The sequence below is a fragment of the Arcicella sp. GW821-FHT09D11 genome, from assembly GCF_059416265.1.
Genome location: NZ_JBWKOV010000001.1, coordinates 192,128 through 209,628, shown reverse-complemented (window position 1 = coordinate 209,628; position 17,501 = coordinate 192,128). Strand labels below are relative to the sequence as shown.

12 protein-coding genes are annotated in these 17,501 nt (G+C 37.5%); 5 read left to right on the top strand and 7 right to left on the bottom strand.

Annotated features, from left to right (window positions below):
* Positions 1–75: 75 nt before the first annotated feature.
* The 4 genes from AC07N0_RS00760 to AC07N0_RS00745 all read right to left on the bottom strand — a co-directional run bounded on the left by AC07N0_RS00760 (position 76) and on the right by AC07N0_RS00745 (position 4,183).
* Complete coding sequence (locus AC07N0_RS00760; protein WP_492803611.1) at positions 76–822, bottom strand: succinate dehydrogenase/fumarate reductase iron-sulfur subunit; 747 nt, start codon at positions 820–822, stop codon at positions 76–78.
* A gap of 65 nt (positions 823–887) precedes the next feature.
* Positions 888–1,277, bottom strand: coding sequence for a four helix bundle protein (locus tag AC07N0_RS00755; RefSeq protein WP_494587750.1), 390 nt, complete (start codon positions 1,275–1,277; stop codon positions 888–890).
* Positions 1,278–1,433: 156 nt separating this feature from the next.
* Positions 1,434–3,416, bottom strand: a complete 1,983-nt coding sequence (locus tag AC07N0_RS00750; protein ID WP_494587749.1) for a fumarate reductase/succinate dehydrogenase flavoprotein subunit — start codon at positions 3,414–3,416, stop codon at positions 1,434–1,436.
* Between the two features lie 95 nt (positions 3,417–3,511).
* Positions 3,512–4,183: a succinate dehydrogenase cytochrome b subunit gene (locus AC07N0_RS00745; protein ID WP_492800322.1), complete on the bottom strand. Its 672-nt coding sequence runs from the start codon at positions 4,181–4,183 to the stop codon at positions 3,512–3,514.
* Between the two features lie 391 nt (positions 4,184–4,574).
* On the opposite strand from AC07N0_RS00745, the gene AC07N0_RS00740 reads away from it, so the two are divergent.
* On the top strand, positions 4,575–7,430 hold the full coding sequence (locus AC07N0_RS00740) for a T9SS type B sorting domain-containing protein (protein ID WP_494587748.1): 2,856 nt from the start codon (positions 4,575–4,577) through the stop codon (positions 7,428–7,430).
* Positions 7,431–7,669: 239 nt separating this feature from the next.
* Here the strand turns inward: AC07N0_RS00740 and AC07N0_RS00735 are convergent, their stop codons facing one another.
* Positions 7,670–10,729: a PVC-type heme-binding CxxCH protein gene (locus AC07N0_RS00735; protein WP_494587747.1), complete on the bottom strand. Its 3,060-nt coding sequence runs from the start codon at positions 10,727–10,729 to the stop codon at positions 7,670–7,672.
* Between the two features lie 424 nt (positions 10,730–11,153).
* Here AC07N0_RS00735 and AC07N0_RS00730 point away from each other — a divergent pair, with 424 nt between their 5' ends.
* From AC07N0_RS00730 to porD, 4 genes are all read left to right on the top strand, one after another.
* A complete protein-coding gene (locus AC07N0_RS00730) occupies positions 11,154–12,050 on the top strand; it encodes an outer membrane protein assembly factor BamD (RefSeq protein ID WP_492800319.1) in 897 nt (298 codons plus the stop codon).
* A 51-nt stretch (positions 12,051–12,101) separates the two neighbouring features.
* On the top strand, positions 12,102–12,425 hold the full coding sequence (locus AC07N0_RS00725; RefSeq protein WP_494587746.1) for a DNA-directed RNA polymerase subunit omega: 324 nt from the start codon (positions 12,102–12,104) through the stop codon (positions 12,423–12,425).
* Positions 12,426–12,523: 98 nt separating this feature from the next.
* Positions 12,524–13,729, top strand: coding sequence for a bifunctional phosphopantothenoylcysteine decarboxylase/phosphopantothenate--cysteine ligase CoaBC (gene coaBC, locus AC07N0_RS00720; protein ID WP_494587745.1), 1,206 nt, complete (start codon positions 12,524–12,526; stop codon positions 13,727–13,729).
* 34 nt (positions 13,730–13,763) lie between these two features.
* Positions 13,764–14,708 (top strand): type IX secretion system protein PorD, encoded by a 945-nt coding sequence (gene porD, locus AC07N0_RS00715; RefSeq protein ID WP_494587744.1) that lies wholly within the window; start codon positions 13,764–13,766, stop codon positions 14,706–14,708.
* A gap of 12 nt (positions 14,709–14,720) precedes the next feature.
* Here porD and AC07N0_RS00710 read toward each other — a convergent pair whose 3' ends face one another.
* Positions 14,721–15,533: an ion transporter gene (locus AC07N0_RS00710; RefSeq protein WP_494587743.1), complete on the bottom strand. Its 813-nt coding sequence runs from the start codon at positions 15,531–15,533 to the stop codon at positions 14,721–14,723.
* 101 nt (positions 15,534–15,634) lie between these two features.
* Entirely contained in the window at positions 15,635–17,416 is a 1,782-nt protein-coding gene (locus AC07N0_RS00705) for an ABC transporter ATP-binding protein (protein ID WP_492800315.1), read from the bottom strand.
* Between the last annotated feature and the right edge of the window lie 85 nt (positions 17,417–17,501).

The following is a 17,501-nucleotide window of genomic DNA, read 5'->3' as shown; positions in this document are numbered from 1 at the left end:
GATACATATTGCAAAACCCCCATTCACCAATTCTGGTAAATGGGGGTTTCTTGTAATATAATCAAAGCGATATGCTTATTTCGAAGTAAGTACTGCTCCGTAATACTCACGGTTCATGCGTGCGATATTTTCTAGTGAAATACCTTTTGGACATTCAGCTTCGCAAGCACCTATGTTTGTACAAGCACCAAAGCCTTCAACATCCATCTGAGCCACCATGTTTTCAGCACGAATTGTACGTTCAGCTTGTCCTTGTGGAAGTAAAGCCAATTGTGAAATTTTTGCTGATGTAAACAACATCGCAGAAGCATTTTTACAAGCGGCTACACAAGCACCACAACCGATACAAGCTGCTGCGGCGAAAGCTTCGTCAGCATCTGGTTTTGCAATTGGTAGAGAGTTCGCATCTTGTGCATTACCCGTGTTTACCGAAATATATCCACCCGCAGAAATGATACGGTCGAATGAAGAACGGTTTACAGCTAAATCTTTTACGATTGGGAATGCTTTTGCTCTCCAAGGTTCTACAGTAATAGTGTCTCCATCTTTAAAGCTTCTCATGTGAAGCTGACAAGTCGTAACACCTTTATTTGGCCCGTGTGGCTCACCATTGATGTACATTGAACACATCCCACAGATACCTTCACGGCAGTCGTGGTCGAAAGCTACTGGAGTTTCGCCTTCGGTGATAAGACGTTCGTTTAATACGTCGAACATCTCTAAGAATGACATATCTTCAGAGATGCCTTTTACATCATATTGCTGAAAATTGCCTTCGCTATTTGCATTTTTCTGACGCCAAACCTTTAGCGTCAAATTCATATTTCCTTCCATTTTGTCTGAGAGATTAGTGATTAGTGATTGGTAATTAGCATTTTGTTTTCTAGTTACTCTGTGTCACTTATCAGCTTTTTTTCAATACTAAAAATTAGACTATTTATCATTTTGCCAATTTCATTAATCTGCATTAATAATTGGTCGTAGTCGGAATCATTTAAATAATTTTGATTAACTGCTATTATTAATAGTGTATCTAGTTCGAAAAGAGACCCTCTTGATATTCTCAAAAACTGAATGAAAGATTTTTTACTTTCTCTTCCCCAGCCCTCAGCAATATTAGAAGCAACTGAAACCGATGCACGATTTATTTGAGAGGTTAATCCAAATTTTTCATTTGATGGAAAATTATTTGACAAAGAGTAAGTTTGATTAATCAAAACTATTGATTTCTGCCAAATTTTTAAATCTTTAAAAGAATTAATCTTTTGATTTTCCATTGTTTACGTGGTGATTAGTGAACCGTGATTAGTGAATAGGATGTATTTTTATAGTTTAAAACCTGACTTACAGTTTAAGACATAAAATACTTATAATTACCTTAAAAATACTAATCACTTGTTAAAAAAGTCTAATCACCAATCACTATTCACTAATTACTTATAAGAACGTTGAGCAATCTTAATATTCTCATAAATCAATTCCTCTTTGTGTAATTCGAATTGAGAGTCGCCTTTGTATTCCCAAGCCGCTACGTAAGCGTAGTTCTCGTCATCACGAAGTGCTTCTCCTTCTTCTGTTTGGTATTCCTCACGGAAGTGACCACCACAAGATTCGTTACGGTTCAAGGCATCGATACACATCAATTCTCCTAGTTCGATAAAGTCAGCTACACGCGTTGCTTTTTCTAATTCAGGGTTAAATTCATCTGCATCACCTGGAATACGTACATCCGACCAGAATTGTCTTTTGATTTCTTGAATTTCAAGAATAGCTTCTTTCAATCCTTTTTCGTTACGAGCCATCCCACATTTATCCCACATAATTAAGCCTAATTTCTTGTGGAAATAATCAACAGATTTTGTCCCTTTGATAGACATCAACTTGTCGATAGTATCTTGAACAGCTTTTTCAGCAGCAACGAACTCAGGAGCATCTGTTGGAATCGCTTTAGTACGAATATCACCAGATAAATAAGCACCGATAGTATAAGGAATCACGAAATAACCATCAGCCAAACCTTGCATCAATGCAGATGCACCCAAACGGTTAGCACCGTGGTCAGAGAAGTTAGCCTCGCCCATTGCATAAAGCCCTGGAACAGTAGTCATTAAGTTATAATCAACCCAAAGTCCACCCATTGTATAGTGAACCGCAGGATAAATACGCATTGGCAATTCGTAAGGGTCTTCACCAGTAATTTGCTTGTACATATCAAACAAGTTACCGTATTTCTCTTTCACAACCTCTTTACCCATTGTTTGTAGCTCTTCAGTAGTAGCATTGTGCATCCCTTTTTTCGTAGCCTCTCCACGTCCATAACGCAAGATAGCCGCAGCGAAATCAAGATAAACCGCTTTTTTAGAAGCACCCACACCGTACCCTTCATCGCAACGCTCTTTAGCCGCACGCGAAGCAATATCACGAGGCACTAAGTTACCAAAGGCAGGATAACGACGCTCTAAGTAATAATCGCGTTCCTCTTCAGGAATATCAATAGCTAGACGAGTATCGTTTTGTTTTAATGGCACCCAGATACGACCATCGTTACGTAACGATTCCGACATCAAAGTAAGCTTTGATTGGTGGTCGCCAGAAACTGGAATACAAGTAGGGTGAATTTGTGTATAGCAAGGGTTTCCGAAGAAAGCACCTTTTTTATGCGCTTTCCAAGCCGCCGTTACGTTTGAACCCATTGCGTTGGTAGACAAGTAAAATACGTTTCCGTATCCACCAGTACCCAACAACACAGCGTGACCAAAGTGACGTTCTAATTTACCAGAAATCAAATCACGAGCAATGATACCACGGGCTTTGCCATCTACCATTACTACGTCCATCATTTCGTGGCGAGTGAATAATTCTACATTACCTAAACCTACTTGGCGTTGTAAAGCAGAATAAGCACCTAATAATAATTGTTGACCAGTTTGTCCTGCGGCATAGAAAGTACGTTGTACCTGTGTACCACCGAAAGAACGGTTAGATAACAAACCACCGTATTCACGTGCAAAAGGAACACCCTGAGCCACACATTGGTCGATGATGTTACCAGATACTTCAGCCAGACGGTGAACGTTTGCTTCACGAGCACGGTAGTCACCACCTTTGATAGTATCATAAAAAAGACGGTAAACAGAGTCACCATCGTTTTGATAATTTTTAGCAGCGTTAACCCCACCTTGTGCAGCGATTGAGTGTGCACGGCGAGGAGAATCTTGGAAACAGAAAGCCTTAACTTTATATCCCATTTCAGCTAAAGAGGCTGCCGCAGAAGCACCAGCTAAGCCAGTTCCTACAACAATAATTTCAATATTCCGCTTATTTGCGGGGTTTACCAAGGGTACAGTAGAACGGAACTTTGTCCATTTTTCTGGTAATAATCCTCCTGGTATTTTGGCATCTAATTTAGTTGACATAATTTTTGATTAAGAATTATGATTGAGAATCGTGTGATGGAGTGATGAAAGAATATCATGAAATGTATACATTTATATCATAATATACTTTTTCATTATGCAATCCATCCGAAATACATTGCTATTGGCATTGCTGCAAAAATAATGGGTACGATAATCGAAAACCCAGTACCCAATGACTTAACAAATGGAGTATATTTCGGGTGATTCCATCCCATCGTTTGAAAAGCACTTTGGAAACCATGTAATAAATGGTAGCCCAGAGAAATGCAACCCAACACATAAACAACAACAACAATTGGGTTTTCAAAAACTTCTTTCATTTCACCGAAAAGAGTTTCTCTTCCACTTGTAATCTCATCAGTAAAACGGCTAACTACCCAAAAATGACGAAGGTGAATAATTAGGAAAATCAATAATAATGAACCTAATAGCCCCATAGAACGTGAATACCATGTAGAATTAGCTTCTCCTTTTACGATAGCATACTTTACAGGACGCTTCTCTGAATTTGTTTTCCAAAGCATCAATCCATCCACAATGTGGATAATAAAGCCTAGCATCAAGCCTACTTCTGCAGTCCTGATTAGCCAGTTGTGCGCCATAAATTCTGCTGCTTCATTGAAAGTTTCGCCACCGTCGTTTAAAAAAATACATGCATTGATTCCACAGTGTACTACAAGAAAGCCTATCAACGATAATCCCGTAATGGCCATCAGTAGTTTTCTACCCAGTGAACTCGTTAGTGTTTTTGTTACCCAAGACATCTTTTAATTGTTTTAGTTATCAGTAAAATGGTTAATAGTTTTAGGTGAGTAGATAATAATCATGGGTGAATTTGATTCTTTGAAAGGCTAAATGTCACGAATAATCAGTATCTAGTATTTTAAAACTAAATATCCTCCCCAAAACTACGACCCAAACAATTGTGTATCAAATTATCTATCACTTTTTAGCAATTATTTATAATGTTTTTACGTTTTTTTACAATAAAATAAGACTTAGATCTTGTTTTTATTGTTAAAGATTAATTTTGAAGAGCCTTCCTGTTGGCTCTTGTAATTTAACTTAATGTTCGATTTTTTGTTTCGTTAGTTAGCCAAAAAAATAATATATAACTTGTAGGCAAATCATCCGAATTTTATATTCTAAATTTTTATGAGATTTAAACAATTTTACCTTTTTGTATTAGGCCTTTTACTGGTACTTTCCACTACAGAGTCTTTCGCAACACACATGAGAGGCGGAGAAATTTCTGTAAAAAGAATTTCATCAACTTCATTTACCTATGAATTTACACTAACAATTTATTGTGACTTAAACACAGGATTTAGAGCGTGGCAAGACCAACGTGATGCGTCTTTTTGTTTTGGTGATGGTATTGGTAGTATCAGGGCTCCTCGTATCAACGGTGGAGGTAATGGGGAAGATATTGGTAATGGAATCGGTAAGGGTATCTATAAAGCAATTTATACCTATTCGGGTGCGGCAGATTATAAAGTAACTGTAGCGATTTCTAACCGAAACCAAGGGGTAAGAAATATCGGTGGGGCATCTGATGCAGTAGCCTTTTATGTAGAAACTATTTTTAAGGTAAACCCAGGACTAGGACTTAACTCTACACCAGTGTTATTAAATCCTGCGGTTGATTTAACAGCCGTTGTCGGTCAAAAATTTATTCATAACCCCAATGCCATTGATGTAGATGGCGATAGCTTGGCGTACCGTCTTACTTTTTGTAGAAGAGGTGACCAAGATAACTGTACTGATAGAAAAGGAGATTCAGTACCAGGTTTCCGTCAGCCTAACGAAGTAGCTACTACACCAAGTAGCTTTACAATTAATGCATTAACGGGTGATTTGATTTGGGATGTGCCTCAAGAAATCGGCTTATATAACTGTGCATTTTATGTAGAAGAGTGGCGAAATGGTGTATTGATTTCTATTACAGAAAGAGATATGCAAATTGAAGTAAAAGATGCCGACAACAAACCTCCCGTTATTAAAGTACCTGATGATATTTGTGTGGAGGCGGGGACATTAATTAGCCAAACGATTACAGCTACCGATACGCCTTCTAACTCTGGAAGAGTAGATAATATGACAATTATCTCGACAGGAGCTGTTTATAGATTACCAGACGGTACTACTTTCATTGGTCCACAATATGCTACGTTTACATCAACTGCTAATCAAGCGTCGCCAGCTTCTGGTAGATTTGTTTGGCAAACGGGTTGTAACCATATTCGTCAAGAGCCTTATGATATCCTCTTTAAAGCACAGGATTTACCACGGAGTGCGCTTATTCCTAGCTTGGTAGATAGTAAAATCTGGAAGATTAGGATAGTAGCCCCAAGAATTAAAAACCTGAAAGCTACTGGCGATGCGGCCAACAAAACAATCACATTAACTTGGGATAGTTACGCTTGTCAAAATGCAGGTTCTGAAATAGTTATCTATCGTAAAGAGGGTTGTACGAACTATACTCCTAACTCATGTGACACAGGCTTGCCAGCAAGCTTAGGCTATGTAGAGGTAGCGAGAGTACCTGTATCTTCCACAAGCTATGTTGATAAAAACTTAAAAAGAAATACTGATTATAGCTATAGAACAGTAGTGGTATTTACGAATGGCATTAACAAAGCTGAAAGCATTGTATCAGACCAAACTTGTACCAACTTGCCAATACAGATGTCTGTCATGACGAATGTAACGGTAGACAAAACAGATGCAGCAACTGGCGAGATGACCGTGAAATGGACTCGCCCACTTGGTTTGGATAAAAATATTTTCAAAGGACCATATCAATATCGTTTGTCAAGAGCAACAGGATTGAACGGAACAAACTTTGTACAAGTTTCTCCAAACATCGATACTGATTTGTCGGGCAAAGCTGATACAATTTTTGTAGATAAAAACCTGAATACAACAGCTAATGCTTATACCTATCGCATTGCATTTTATTATACAAGCAATACAGGCTTAACATTGTTGGATAGTACAGATAAAGCAAGTAGTGTACGTTTGGCTGCAACACCTGATAAAAAATCAGTTCGTTTGACATGGCAAGCAATAGTACCTTGGAAAAACGAAAACCAAATTCACCGAGTTTATAGAGAAACGCGTTCGGGTTCAGGTGTATTTAACCGTATTGCTGATGTGCCTGTCACTACAGCAGGGACTTTTGCCTTTACCGATACAGGGGCTGATACTTATGCTGCCGACGGAATAGCCCTTGCAAAAATGTCGCAAGATTCTAGCTATTGTTATAAAGTAGAAACAGTGGGTACTTATGGTGACGCAAGGATTAAGCCTGATATCTATTATAACCTCTCGCAGATTATCTGTGCAACACCTTTGAGCGATATTGTGCCTTGTCCTCCACAATTAACGATTGATTTACTTGACTGTGATAAATACAAAAAGGATAATACCAATTGTGATTTAACATCATTCGAGAATAAGTTAACGTGGACTAATCCAGATAAATCGGCTTCTGGAAGTGATTGTACGAAGGATATTGTAAAATACACGATATATTATGCTGAAAGTTCAGATGGAACTTACACGAAAGTAGGAGAGGTAACCAGCCCAACACCACCAGCGCAGACGTTTACCCACATAAAAAATGATTCATATTTGGGTTGTTATTATGTGACTGCTACCGATAAATATGGAACTGAAAGTGCGCCAAGTAATAAAGTTTGCAAGGATAACTGTCCTAGTTTTGAATTGCCAAACGTATTTACGCCTAATGGTGATGGCAAGAACGATATTTTCCAAGCAATGAGATGCCCAAGATTTGTTCAAAGCTTGACGTTTAGTGTATACAACCGTGCTGGACAAAAAGTATATGATTATACTGGACCAAAATTAGCTTGGAATGGTACTGACACTAACGGAAAAGAATTGCCAGTAGGAACTTATTTCTACAACGCAGAAGTAAAATTCTTGATGCTAGACCCTAGTTATCCAACGGTTAAATTAAAAGGTTGGATAGAGTTATTGAGATAGTATTATTGGATACATTGAACTAAAAAAGGCTTGAAGTTTTAAAACTTCAAGCCTTTTTTTGATACATTATTAAAAGCTCATAAACCGCCTTTACATCCAAATGTTGAAGACCTCCTGCTACGTGAAGCCCTTATCACTAGCGAGGGACTTAAGTCCATCGCTAGTGATAAGTAGTCTGATTGTCAGTATCTTATAATATTTATGGTAATCAGTAAGCTCATAACTTATCGTTACCAAGCTTACTTCTTCTTCAAGCTTGCCAAGAACTCAATTAAGTCTACTGCCTCTTCTTTACTCATTCCGTCCATCAATCCCGTAGGCATCATTGAATTATTCATCATCTTCATTGATTTTACAGCACTGGTTTTGATATTCTGAACAATTCCTCCCGGCATTTTTAAGCTAATATCTGTTTCAGTTTTTGAAGCAATAATACCACTCATGGTAGAGCCATCCTTCATTTTAATATCCCATCCTTCATAGCCAAAACCAATACCTGCATCTGGATACATAATGGCAAAATACTGACCATCCTTTCCTAGTTTTGACCCAATTTCAGAAAGCTTTGGCCCAAAATCCATACCATCGCCATTTATCTGATGACATACCGAGCAATTGCTAGCAAATACCGCAGCCCCTCTTTTAGCATCACCCGTTAAAGCAACCAATTCTGTTACAGGAGGTAGCTTTTTAGCAGTACTTGTTGATGCTCCCAAATATTTTGATGCTTCAATACGTACATTTCTACGCCAAGCTTTACTAACACCCTCTACGGCAAAAGGAATATAATCTTTCTCAATTTTACCTTCTTTCAAATATGCCAGAATCAAATTTTGTCCGCTGTCACTGTCGCCAATAGCCCTTGTAGCTTCGCGACGAATGCTCACTGAACGTGTTTTATTAAGCATCAAACCCTTTAGTATATCAATCGATACTTGTCCGCCATTTGATTTAATGCTGTTCAATAATTGAAGTGCCAACACTTCTTTCTTTGGGTCATTGATAGTTTGTTTTACGATGATTAACCCTTCTGGAGATTTTATCAAAGCCTCTGCTGCCTGACGAGGCATTTCGCCTTTGCTTACCATGCCTAATAAGCGTGCGTTTTCTTCGGGTAACAAATATTTAGTTTGTAGTTCTATGTATTCTTTCCCACTCAAGGTACTCAATAATTTACTGAGCGACTGTTTGGCTAGGGGAGAGGTTCTTACAAAATCTACATCTAAATGGTTTAAGGCTAATTTATTAATGGCGTTTTGGTCAGTAGCATTGCCTTTTAGCAATGATAATAACGTTTCGGATTTCTCTTTTCCTTTGATAAAATCAAAAGCCCTGAAATAGCGTAAACGTTCTTTTAAGCTGATATGACTATCGGTTGCCAAGCTAGCCAAAAACTTGACAGATTCAGTTGTTCTAGCACGCCAAACAATGTCTTTTCCCGCTGGGGTTAATGTTGGGTCTGGTACTTTTTTGAGGTAAGCTACAAAACAAGCATTCCAATTATTGTCTGCACCAATGCCCAATGCTTCAAGGTACCAACGATCTTTGCCATCATACTTTGATGCTAAGTCTGCCCAAATGGTAGGAACTTCAGCAGAAGTATTACCGTGCAGTGCAATGGCACATTCTCTCAAAATGTGAGGGTCGTTGCTAGTCGCCAATTGTTTTACATATTCAATCACATTTAGTTTCAACTGGCGTGCTGCACGCAAGCCTGCTATCTTAATATCTGGATTAGCATCAGCTAAGGCTATTTCTACATATTTTTTACCATCGACAATTTTACACAAAGCCCAAAAAGCACGTGCTTTCATTCTTTGGTTGTCTGATGCCCACAGTTTTAATAATTCAGGCTCAGCACTTTTGCCAAATTTAGTCAAGGCTTCCCATGCTAAATATCTTGTAGCAATATTAGGACTTGTTAAAGCCGTAATAGCTCCCGTAGGAGTTGATAAATCTAAACTAGGAACAGTGTAAGGCGTATTGTTAGGGGCAATCCTATAAATTCTTCCACGCGTTTGGTCACCTGCTTGGTGTCCACCAACGCCTGGGTCATACCAGTCGGCTACGATTAATGAACCATCAGGAGCCACACAAACATCAGCAGGACGGAACCATTGGTCTTTTTCCTGTTTCATGATATTCACAATGTCAGCAGTATAGCCAGCGCCCGATTTTTGAACTGGATACGAACGCACCACATTATGTCCCGGTTCGCAGTGAATCATTTGTCCTTGAAAAGCACTTGGCAATAAATTGCCCTCATATACAATCATTCCCGTTGGTGAGCCCGAACCTGTTTGTAAAAGGTTTGGTACAGTCCCAGGGTCATTTAAATGCCAGTGGCGTCTTGGTATTTCTTCTTCAATATTGGTACGATTACTTGGCCATGAAGCGTGCGTCATGGCATCTTTATACCCAAAATCGCCATATTCCATTACATAATTAATTCTTACCCCTTTGTTGCCATCATCATCATTATCCGATTGCCACATTGTGTCGTAAGAATCAATCGCTACTTCATAGTTATTTCTAAAGTTTTGTCCTAAACATTCTACTTCTGAGCCGTCTATATTACAACGGAATACCATGCCTTCTTGGTAGTTTTTAGGCGAAATCTCTTTGCCAAATTGGTCTTTTACAATATAACCATTCGCATCTTTTAATTGACGCCCTTCGTTGCCGAAGTTGAAATAGAGTTTACCATCTGGCCCAAACACAAAAGTATGCATACCATGGTCATGCTGTTCACCACCGATGCCTTGGAATAAAATCTCTTTTTTATCAGCTTTGTCATCACCATCGGTATCAGTCAATTTCCAGACATAAGGACTTTGTGAAACCAATACTACATTCCCCAATACGGCAATTCCCAAAGGAGCATTCAATGAAGCATCCTGATAGAATATTTTACTGCCGTCTGCTTTGCCATCACCATCTTTATCTTCCAGAATAACAATTCTATCCCCTTCTTTTTTGGTTGGGTTGAGTGTAATATTAGGGCGATAATTATAAGCCTCTAATACCCAAACTCTCCCTTTGGCATCCACATCAATATCCGTGGGATTTATCAACATTGGCTCAGTTGCAAAGGTTTTTACAGCTAATCCATCTGTCATTTTTACACCTTCCAGCGAATTATCGGGTAATCTTTTTTGAGCTTCTGTCAACACCGAATCTACATAATGATTAATAAAGCGACTGGATGGAGAATTTTGATAACCAGTTGTAAGTAATGCACCCCCAAGCAAAATTGCTGGGATTCCAAAACGAAGTTTAGTGGATAATTTATTTGACATGGAAAATATGGTTTATGAACAATAGTTTCAATAATACTTTTCACCTAAAAGTAATATTGCCGTGATTTGTACTGAATGATAAACCCGAAAATATTAAATTAGTGATATAAACTTGTACTTTGTTGTAGGTGATAAGCTGAAAAAAAAGAGAACTCTATAGAACTGTAACTTTCATTTATAAGGAATAAAAAAACTAAGTCAGGAAAAATATAGCCATAAAACCATGTTAAAAAGGCAAAACTGTCTGTTTTATAAAATCTATTAGCCTAACAGAATAAGATTATATGTTAAAATTCGTTAAAACTTATTGAATACTAATGATTACGGTCTTTTTAATGACGAAATTTGACTTTGCTTAATTTCTGATTAACAAATACAAGTATTGATTTTCAAACTCCCAAAAATTACTTAACTTTGCGAACTTATGCAGAGAACTCACAAATTTTTATTATTTATACTGTTTGCTTTGACCCTCAGTGCGTGTAGCAATTTCGAAAAAATCAGAAAGATGACTGATGAGAAGAAAAAGTATGACGCCGCTATTCGTTTTTTCAAGAAAGGTCAATACGACAAAGCAAGCATACTCTTCGAGGAATTGTTACCAATTTTAACGGGAACAGACCAACAAGAAATCGCTACGTTTTATCAAGCTTATTGCGATTATCATACAGGCAATTATGAAATGGCAAATTTCCATTTCAAACGTTTTGCTGAAACTTTTGCGAGAAGCGAATATTATGAGGAAGCAGTATATATGTCTGCTTATTCATTGTATAAAAACTCTCCGCAGTTCAATCTTGACCAAAGCGGGACGATTACAGCGATTAATGAGTTGCAAAACTTTATTAATAACTACTCAGACAGCAAGTTTAGAGAAGAAACGTCTGATTTGATTAAGGAGCTAAGAAAGAAATTAGAGAAGAAGTCTTACGAAAAAGTAAAACTTTACTATAAAACTAGTGAATTCAATATTGCTTCTTTGAAGTCTGCTGTGATTGAAATCAACAATTTTCAGAGAGATTATCCAGATTCAGATTATAACGAAGAGCTAGCGTACTTGAAAGTTCAATCACAATTTGATTTGGCTCAGAGTACTATCGAAAGTAAACAAAAAGAGCGTTTTGATGATGCTATTAAGTTTTATCAAGATTTAGTGGATAAATATCCAAAGAGTGACTTCTTGAAAAAAGCTGAGAAATTATACGACATCAGCTTTAAAGAAAGTGACAGAATTGCAAAACTTGAAGCCGAGTACAAAGCTGCTAGAGACAAAGAGAAATCTAATACAGCTAAAGTGGGTGCTGGCGACAAACAGAAGTAATCAGTATTTTATTGAAAACATTTAACAAGAAACAGTAGAACAACCAAAGATATGGCAACGAATCCATCAATCATTACCAGAGACGTAGATAAACTAGCTATTAAAGCAGGCGGAAATACGTATGAAGCCGTAGCAATCATCTCGAAACGTGCAAGACAAATTGCTTTGAAGTCTAAAGAAGAATTGAACAATAAATTATCAGAGTTTGCTTCTTCAGTAGATAACTTAGAAGAAATTTTTGAAAACCGTGAGCAAATTGAAATTTCAAAATTCTATGAGCGTTTGCCAAAGCCAACGTCATTAGCAATCGACGAATTTATGGAAGATAAATTCACTTTCGTTTTGCCAAAACATGATGAAAGTTCGGAAGACTAGGAGTTTTCTATCAATTATTAATCAAAAAGGTCAGATGTTTTACATTTGACCTTTTTGATTTTGATTAAGTTTGTATCCATAAACCAGTGTTGAATAAGATGCTTAAAAGCAAGAAAATATTATTAGGTATTTCGGGTAGCATTGCTGCTTATAAAATTGCGATACTCACTAGGCTTTTGGTGAAAGAAGGAGCAGAGGTAAAGATTGTAATGACAGAAGCCTCTAAAGAATTTATTACACCGCTTACATTATCGACACTCTCAAAAAATCCAGTTTTGTCGGCTTTTGTAAAAGATGAAACTGGACAATGGAATAATCACGTTGACTTGGGCTTATGGGCAGATGTGATACTGATTGCCCCTGCAACAGCCCACACGTTAGCAAAATGTGCGAATGGCATTTGTGATGATTTGCTTACTGCGGTTTATCTTTCGGCTAAATGTGATGTATATTTCGCACCTGCGATGGACTTGGATATGTACAAACATCCGAGTACGATTGCAAACCTTGCTAAGTTGACTGAATACGGAAACCACATCATCAAGGCAGGCTATGGCGAATTAGCCAGTGGCTTAGTAGGAGATGGGCGTATGGCCGAACCCGAAGAATTACTGGAAGTCCTGCAAAAACATTTCTCTGTCAATCCTGTATTAGCCAATAAAAATATACTGATTACCGCTGGGCCAACCCAAGAGGCTATCGACCCTGTTCGTTTTATCAGCAACCATTCTACTGGAAAAATGGGCTATGCGCTTGCGAACAAACTGGCCAAAGCTGGTGCAAAAGTAACGCTAGTAAGCGGACAAGTAGCCTTGAAAAAACCAGACGAAAGCATCAATTTAATAAAAGTACATTCAGCACAAGAAATGTATGTTGCTACGCAGGCAAATTTTGAAGAAGCAGACATCATTATTTTGGCGGCGGCCGTGGCTGATTATACCCCTGCGGTGGTGGCAGATAAGAAAATAAAAAAGAAAGAAGATACGTTTAGTATAGAGCTTATCAAGACCACCGATATTGCCAAAACCTTAGGGAAACAGAAACGTTCAGACCAATTAATGATTGGCTTTGCCTTGGAGACAGATAATGAAGTTGAGAATGCAAAAGGAAAAATCAAGTCTAAAAATTTGGATATGATTGTCTTGAATTCTCTACAAGATGTTGGAGCAGGCTTTGGGCATGATACTAACAAGATAAGCATTATTAAAAAAGATGATAGCATCATTGAGTTTGATTTAAAATCAAAACAAGATGTTGCTCAAGACATTATAAACGCCATCATCAATACCATGATGAGTGAATAGAAAGTAAATGAATCAATTTCGAAAAATAACATTGATGAAAAATAGCATTACATATTATACTTTTTATAAATATACACTTTGTTCGGTGATGGCTGTAATGGGAATATTGGCTTTATCACAGCCGCTACGAGCCCAAGAAATTAATTGTAGAGTAACCATTTCTACAGACCAAATCCAAGTAAATGAACAGCGCGGTGCTACCCAGATTTATACCGAATTGCAAAATATCATGCAAGAGTTTATGAACAATCGCCGTTGGACAAATGATAATTTTGCTCCAGAAGAAAAAATCAATTGTTCGTTAGCCGTGATTATTACCAAAGCTACTGCTACAGGCGACTATGAAGCCAACGCTCGTTTTCAGGTTACTCGCCCAGTATATGGCTCTGCTTATGAAACCGTCATTTTAAATTATGTAGATAGAAACTTCGTATTCAAATATATCTCAGGCACACCCCTTACTTATAATGATAATAATTATAACGACAACCTAACCCAGATATTAGCCTTTTATGCCTATATCGCCTTGGCTTTCGATTATGATTCCTTTGAAAAAATGGGGGGTATCAATGCAGCCCAGAAAGCATTGAACGTAGTGAATTTAGCGCAAAATGCAGGCGGAGGTTGGTCGTCTTCAAATGATATTCGGAGTAGATATTGGGTAGCGGAAAATATGTTGAATCAACAGCTACAGAGCCTACGTGAGGGCTTCTATACCTATCATCGCGTTGCGATGGATAATTATGCGAATGACCCTGCTGGTAGCCGAAAACAGATTACGGAATACTTGAATACCATTAAGCAGGTAATTCAGAACCGTCCTGGGCAAATTTGGTATCGCCTTTTCTTTGAAGCAAAATATACGGAATTATTGAATATCTATGGCGATGCGCCGCTTGATGAAAGAAAAAAGATAGTGCCATTGCTTACTTCGCTTGACCCTAATAATTCTGAAGCATACAGAAAACTGAGTAAATAAAACAAAAGGACTTTAAGATAATTGTTCGCCACAATGCGGGCAAAACTTGAAGTCCTTTTTATCTTGTTTAGAAGATTTTATATGTTCATTAAAGCCTGATACAAAAATACCCGTTGGCAAAGCGAACATCGCAACACCTGCTACTGCAACAATACCTCCTAATAATTTTCCAAGTGGTGTAATGGGATAAGCATCTCCATATCCTACCGAAGTGATAGTAGTAACGCCCCACCAAAGCGTAGCTGGGATACTTGAAAAAACGTTGGGTTGTGCAGGGTTTTCGATATAATACATCGTAGAAGATGCAATCAATAGCGTAAAGATAAAAAACACAAAACTTAAGATAAGCTCTTCTCGTTTGTCTTTAAATACGCTTTCAATTACTTTTAAGGCATGTACATACCTTGAAAATTTGAATAGCCTGAAAATTCTGAATAAACGAAGTATTCTGATTAAACTAGTATCTGACGTGAAATTAGATAAATAGAAAGGCATAATTGCCAATAAATCAATCAACGCCCCTGCTGAAAACATATAACGAACTCTACCCCAAAGAGGATGACGATATTTTTCATTCTCAACACAAACCCACAGTCGAACGAAATATTCTATCGTAAAGAAGATGACGGAGAAGTATTCAAAATCACTGAAGAAAGTGACAAAATCATGTCTTAGGCTTTTTACTGAATGCAAAATGATGGCAAAGGTGTTCAGAGAAATCGTTGTTAATAAAATGGAGTTGAATAATAACGAAGCCTTGCTTTTTTTACCTCGTGTTACTTCCAGTACATTATAGATTTCTTTTCTTGACCAATTGCTGTTCATTAGGGAAAAAGATTTTTATAAAATTATAAAACTAATAAGCATATATAAAATAAAGGACGCTTGTATATTAAACTTATTACTCACAATTCATCATTCACAATTCATACTTCTTCTACTTGTAATTGTTTTTCGTAAAGTTCTCTATACACATTATTGGCATTCATCAGTTCCTCATGCGTACCTTGTTCTATGATGTTTCCATCGTCGAGCATGATGATTTTATCTGCTAATTTGGCAGAAGAAACCCTGTGTGAAATAATCACTGATGTACGGCCTTTCATAATTTCCTGTAGATTATTCAAAATCTGGTTTTCAGTTTTGGTATCTACAGCTGAAAGGCAATCATCCAATATTAAGATTTTTGGTTCACGCGCAATGGCACGTGCAATAGATAAGCGTTGTTTTTGTCCGCCAGATAAAGTTACACCTCTTTCTCCTAAAACCGTATCAAAACCTTCAGGAAAATCTATCACATTATTGTATAAATCAGCATCTTTGGCCGCTTTGATGATGGTTTCCTCGGTCATATCACTACTTCCAAAACTCACATTGTTTCGGATAGAGTCTGAAAACAAGAAAACATCTTGAGGCACATACCCAATTTGTGAACGATACATATTTACATTCAAGCTTTTGATGGGCAAGCTGTCAATGTTTATTTCTCCTGCCGAGGCATCATACATTCTACAAAGCAAATTGGCTACTGTACTTTTTCCTGAACCTGTAGTACCTAAAATGGCTATAGATTCCCCCGGCTTGATCGTCATTGAGAAATCCTTTAAAGCCACAATCCCTGAATCTGGATAAGTGAAGTTAACGTTTTTCATTTCAATAGCTCCTTCAATGGTATGATTAATGTCTTCTTTAGAAACAATATCAGTTTTTATCTTCAAAAATTCATTGATTCTTTGCTGAGAAGCGGCCGCTCGTTGTATTTGCGAGGTTGTCCAGCCCAAGGCAATCATTGGCCATGTCAGCATGTAGACATACAAAATAAATTCGGTGATGCTTCCAGCGGTAAGTCTGCCAGCCATTACCTCTAAGCCACCCACATATACTACTATCACAGAACTAAGACCTGCCAATACCGAAACTAGTGGGGTAAAGAGGGAATCAACTTTTACTAAATCTAATGATTTTTCACGATATACATTGGCTTGTTTGGTAAAAGCTATTGTTGATGGTTCTTCTTGTACAAAAGCCTTTAATACCCTAATGCCTGAAAAGGCCTCTTGTGTAAAAGTAGAAATCTTAGATAAATTTGCTTGAATCTGTTCAGATTTTCGCATGATGATGGTATTGACAAAGTATATACTACCCGATAAAAAAGGAACAGGCAATAATACATACCAAGTAAGTTTCTCGTTGACGGAAAGCATGTACCAAACCACTAGAATAAACACTGATATAAGGTTCAGTCCATACATTAAGCTAGGACCAACATACATACGCACTTTATTGACATCTTCTGAAATACGGGCCATCAAATCGCCAGTATTGTTCTTTCTATAGAAACTCAGTGGAAGGGTTTGGTAATGCTGATAGATTTCGTTCTTTAAGTCGAACTCAATATGGCGGGACATTACGATGAGTGTCTGTCGCACTAAAAAAAGGAAGAATCCTTTTAATAAAGCCAGAATCATGATTAATGAGCCATACAACAAGATTGAAAAGGCGAAGAATTCATAGACCATTTTTTGCGAAGCAAAGCCATCATACAGAAAGTATAAATCGATGGTTTCTTTGACCAAATCGAGCGCATAGCGTACAATTTGAGCAGGAACTACACCAAAAAGATTGGAAATGAATGTAAAAAGTGTACCTAGAATAAGGTACCATTTATATTTGAGAAAGTATTGATTGAGATGCTTTAGGGATTTCATATTTCAATAACCAACGGAGGAAAGTAAAGGTTTCATCCATTATGCACTTTTAGTATTCAGTAAAATTATCATTTATATTGAAAAT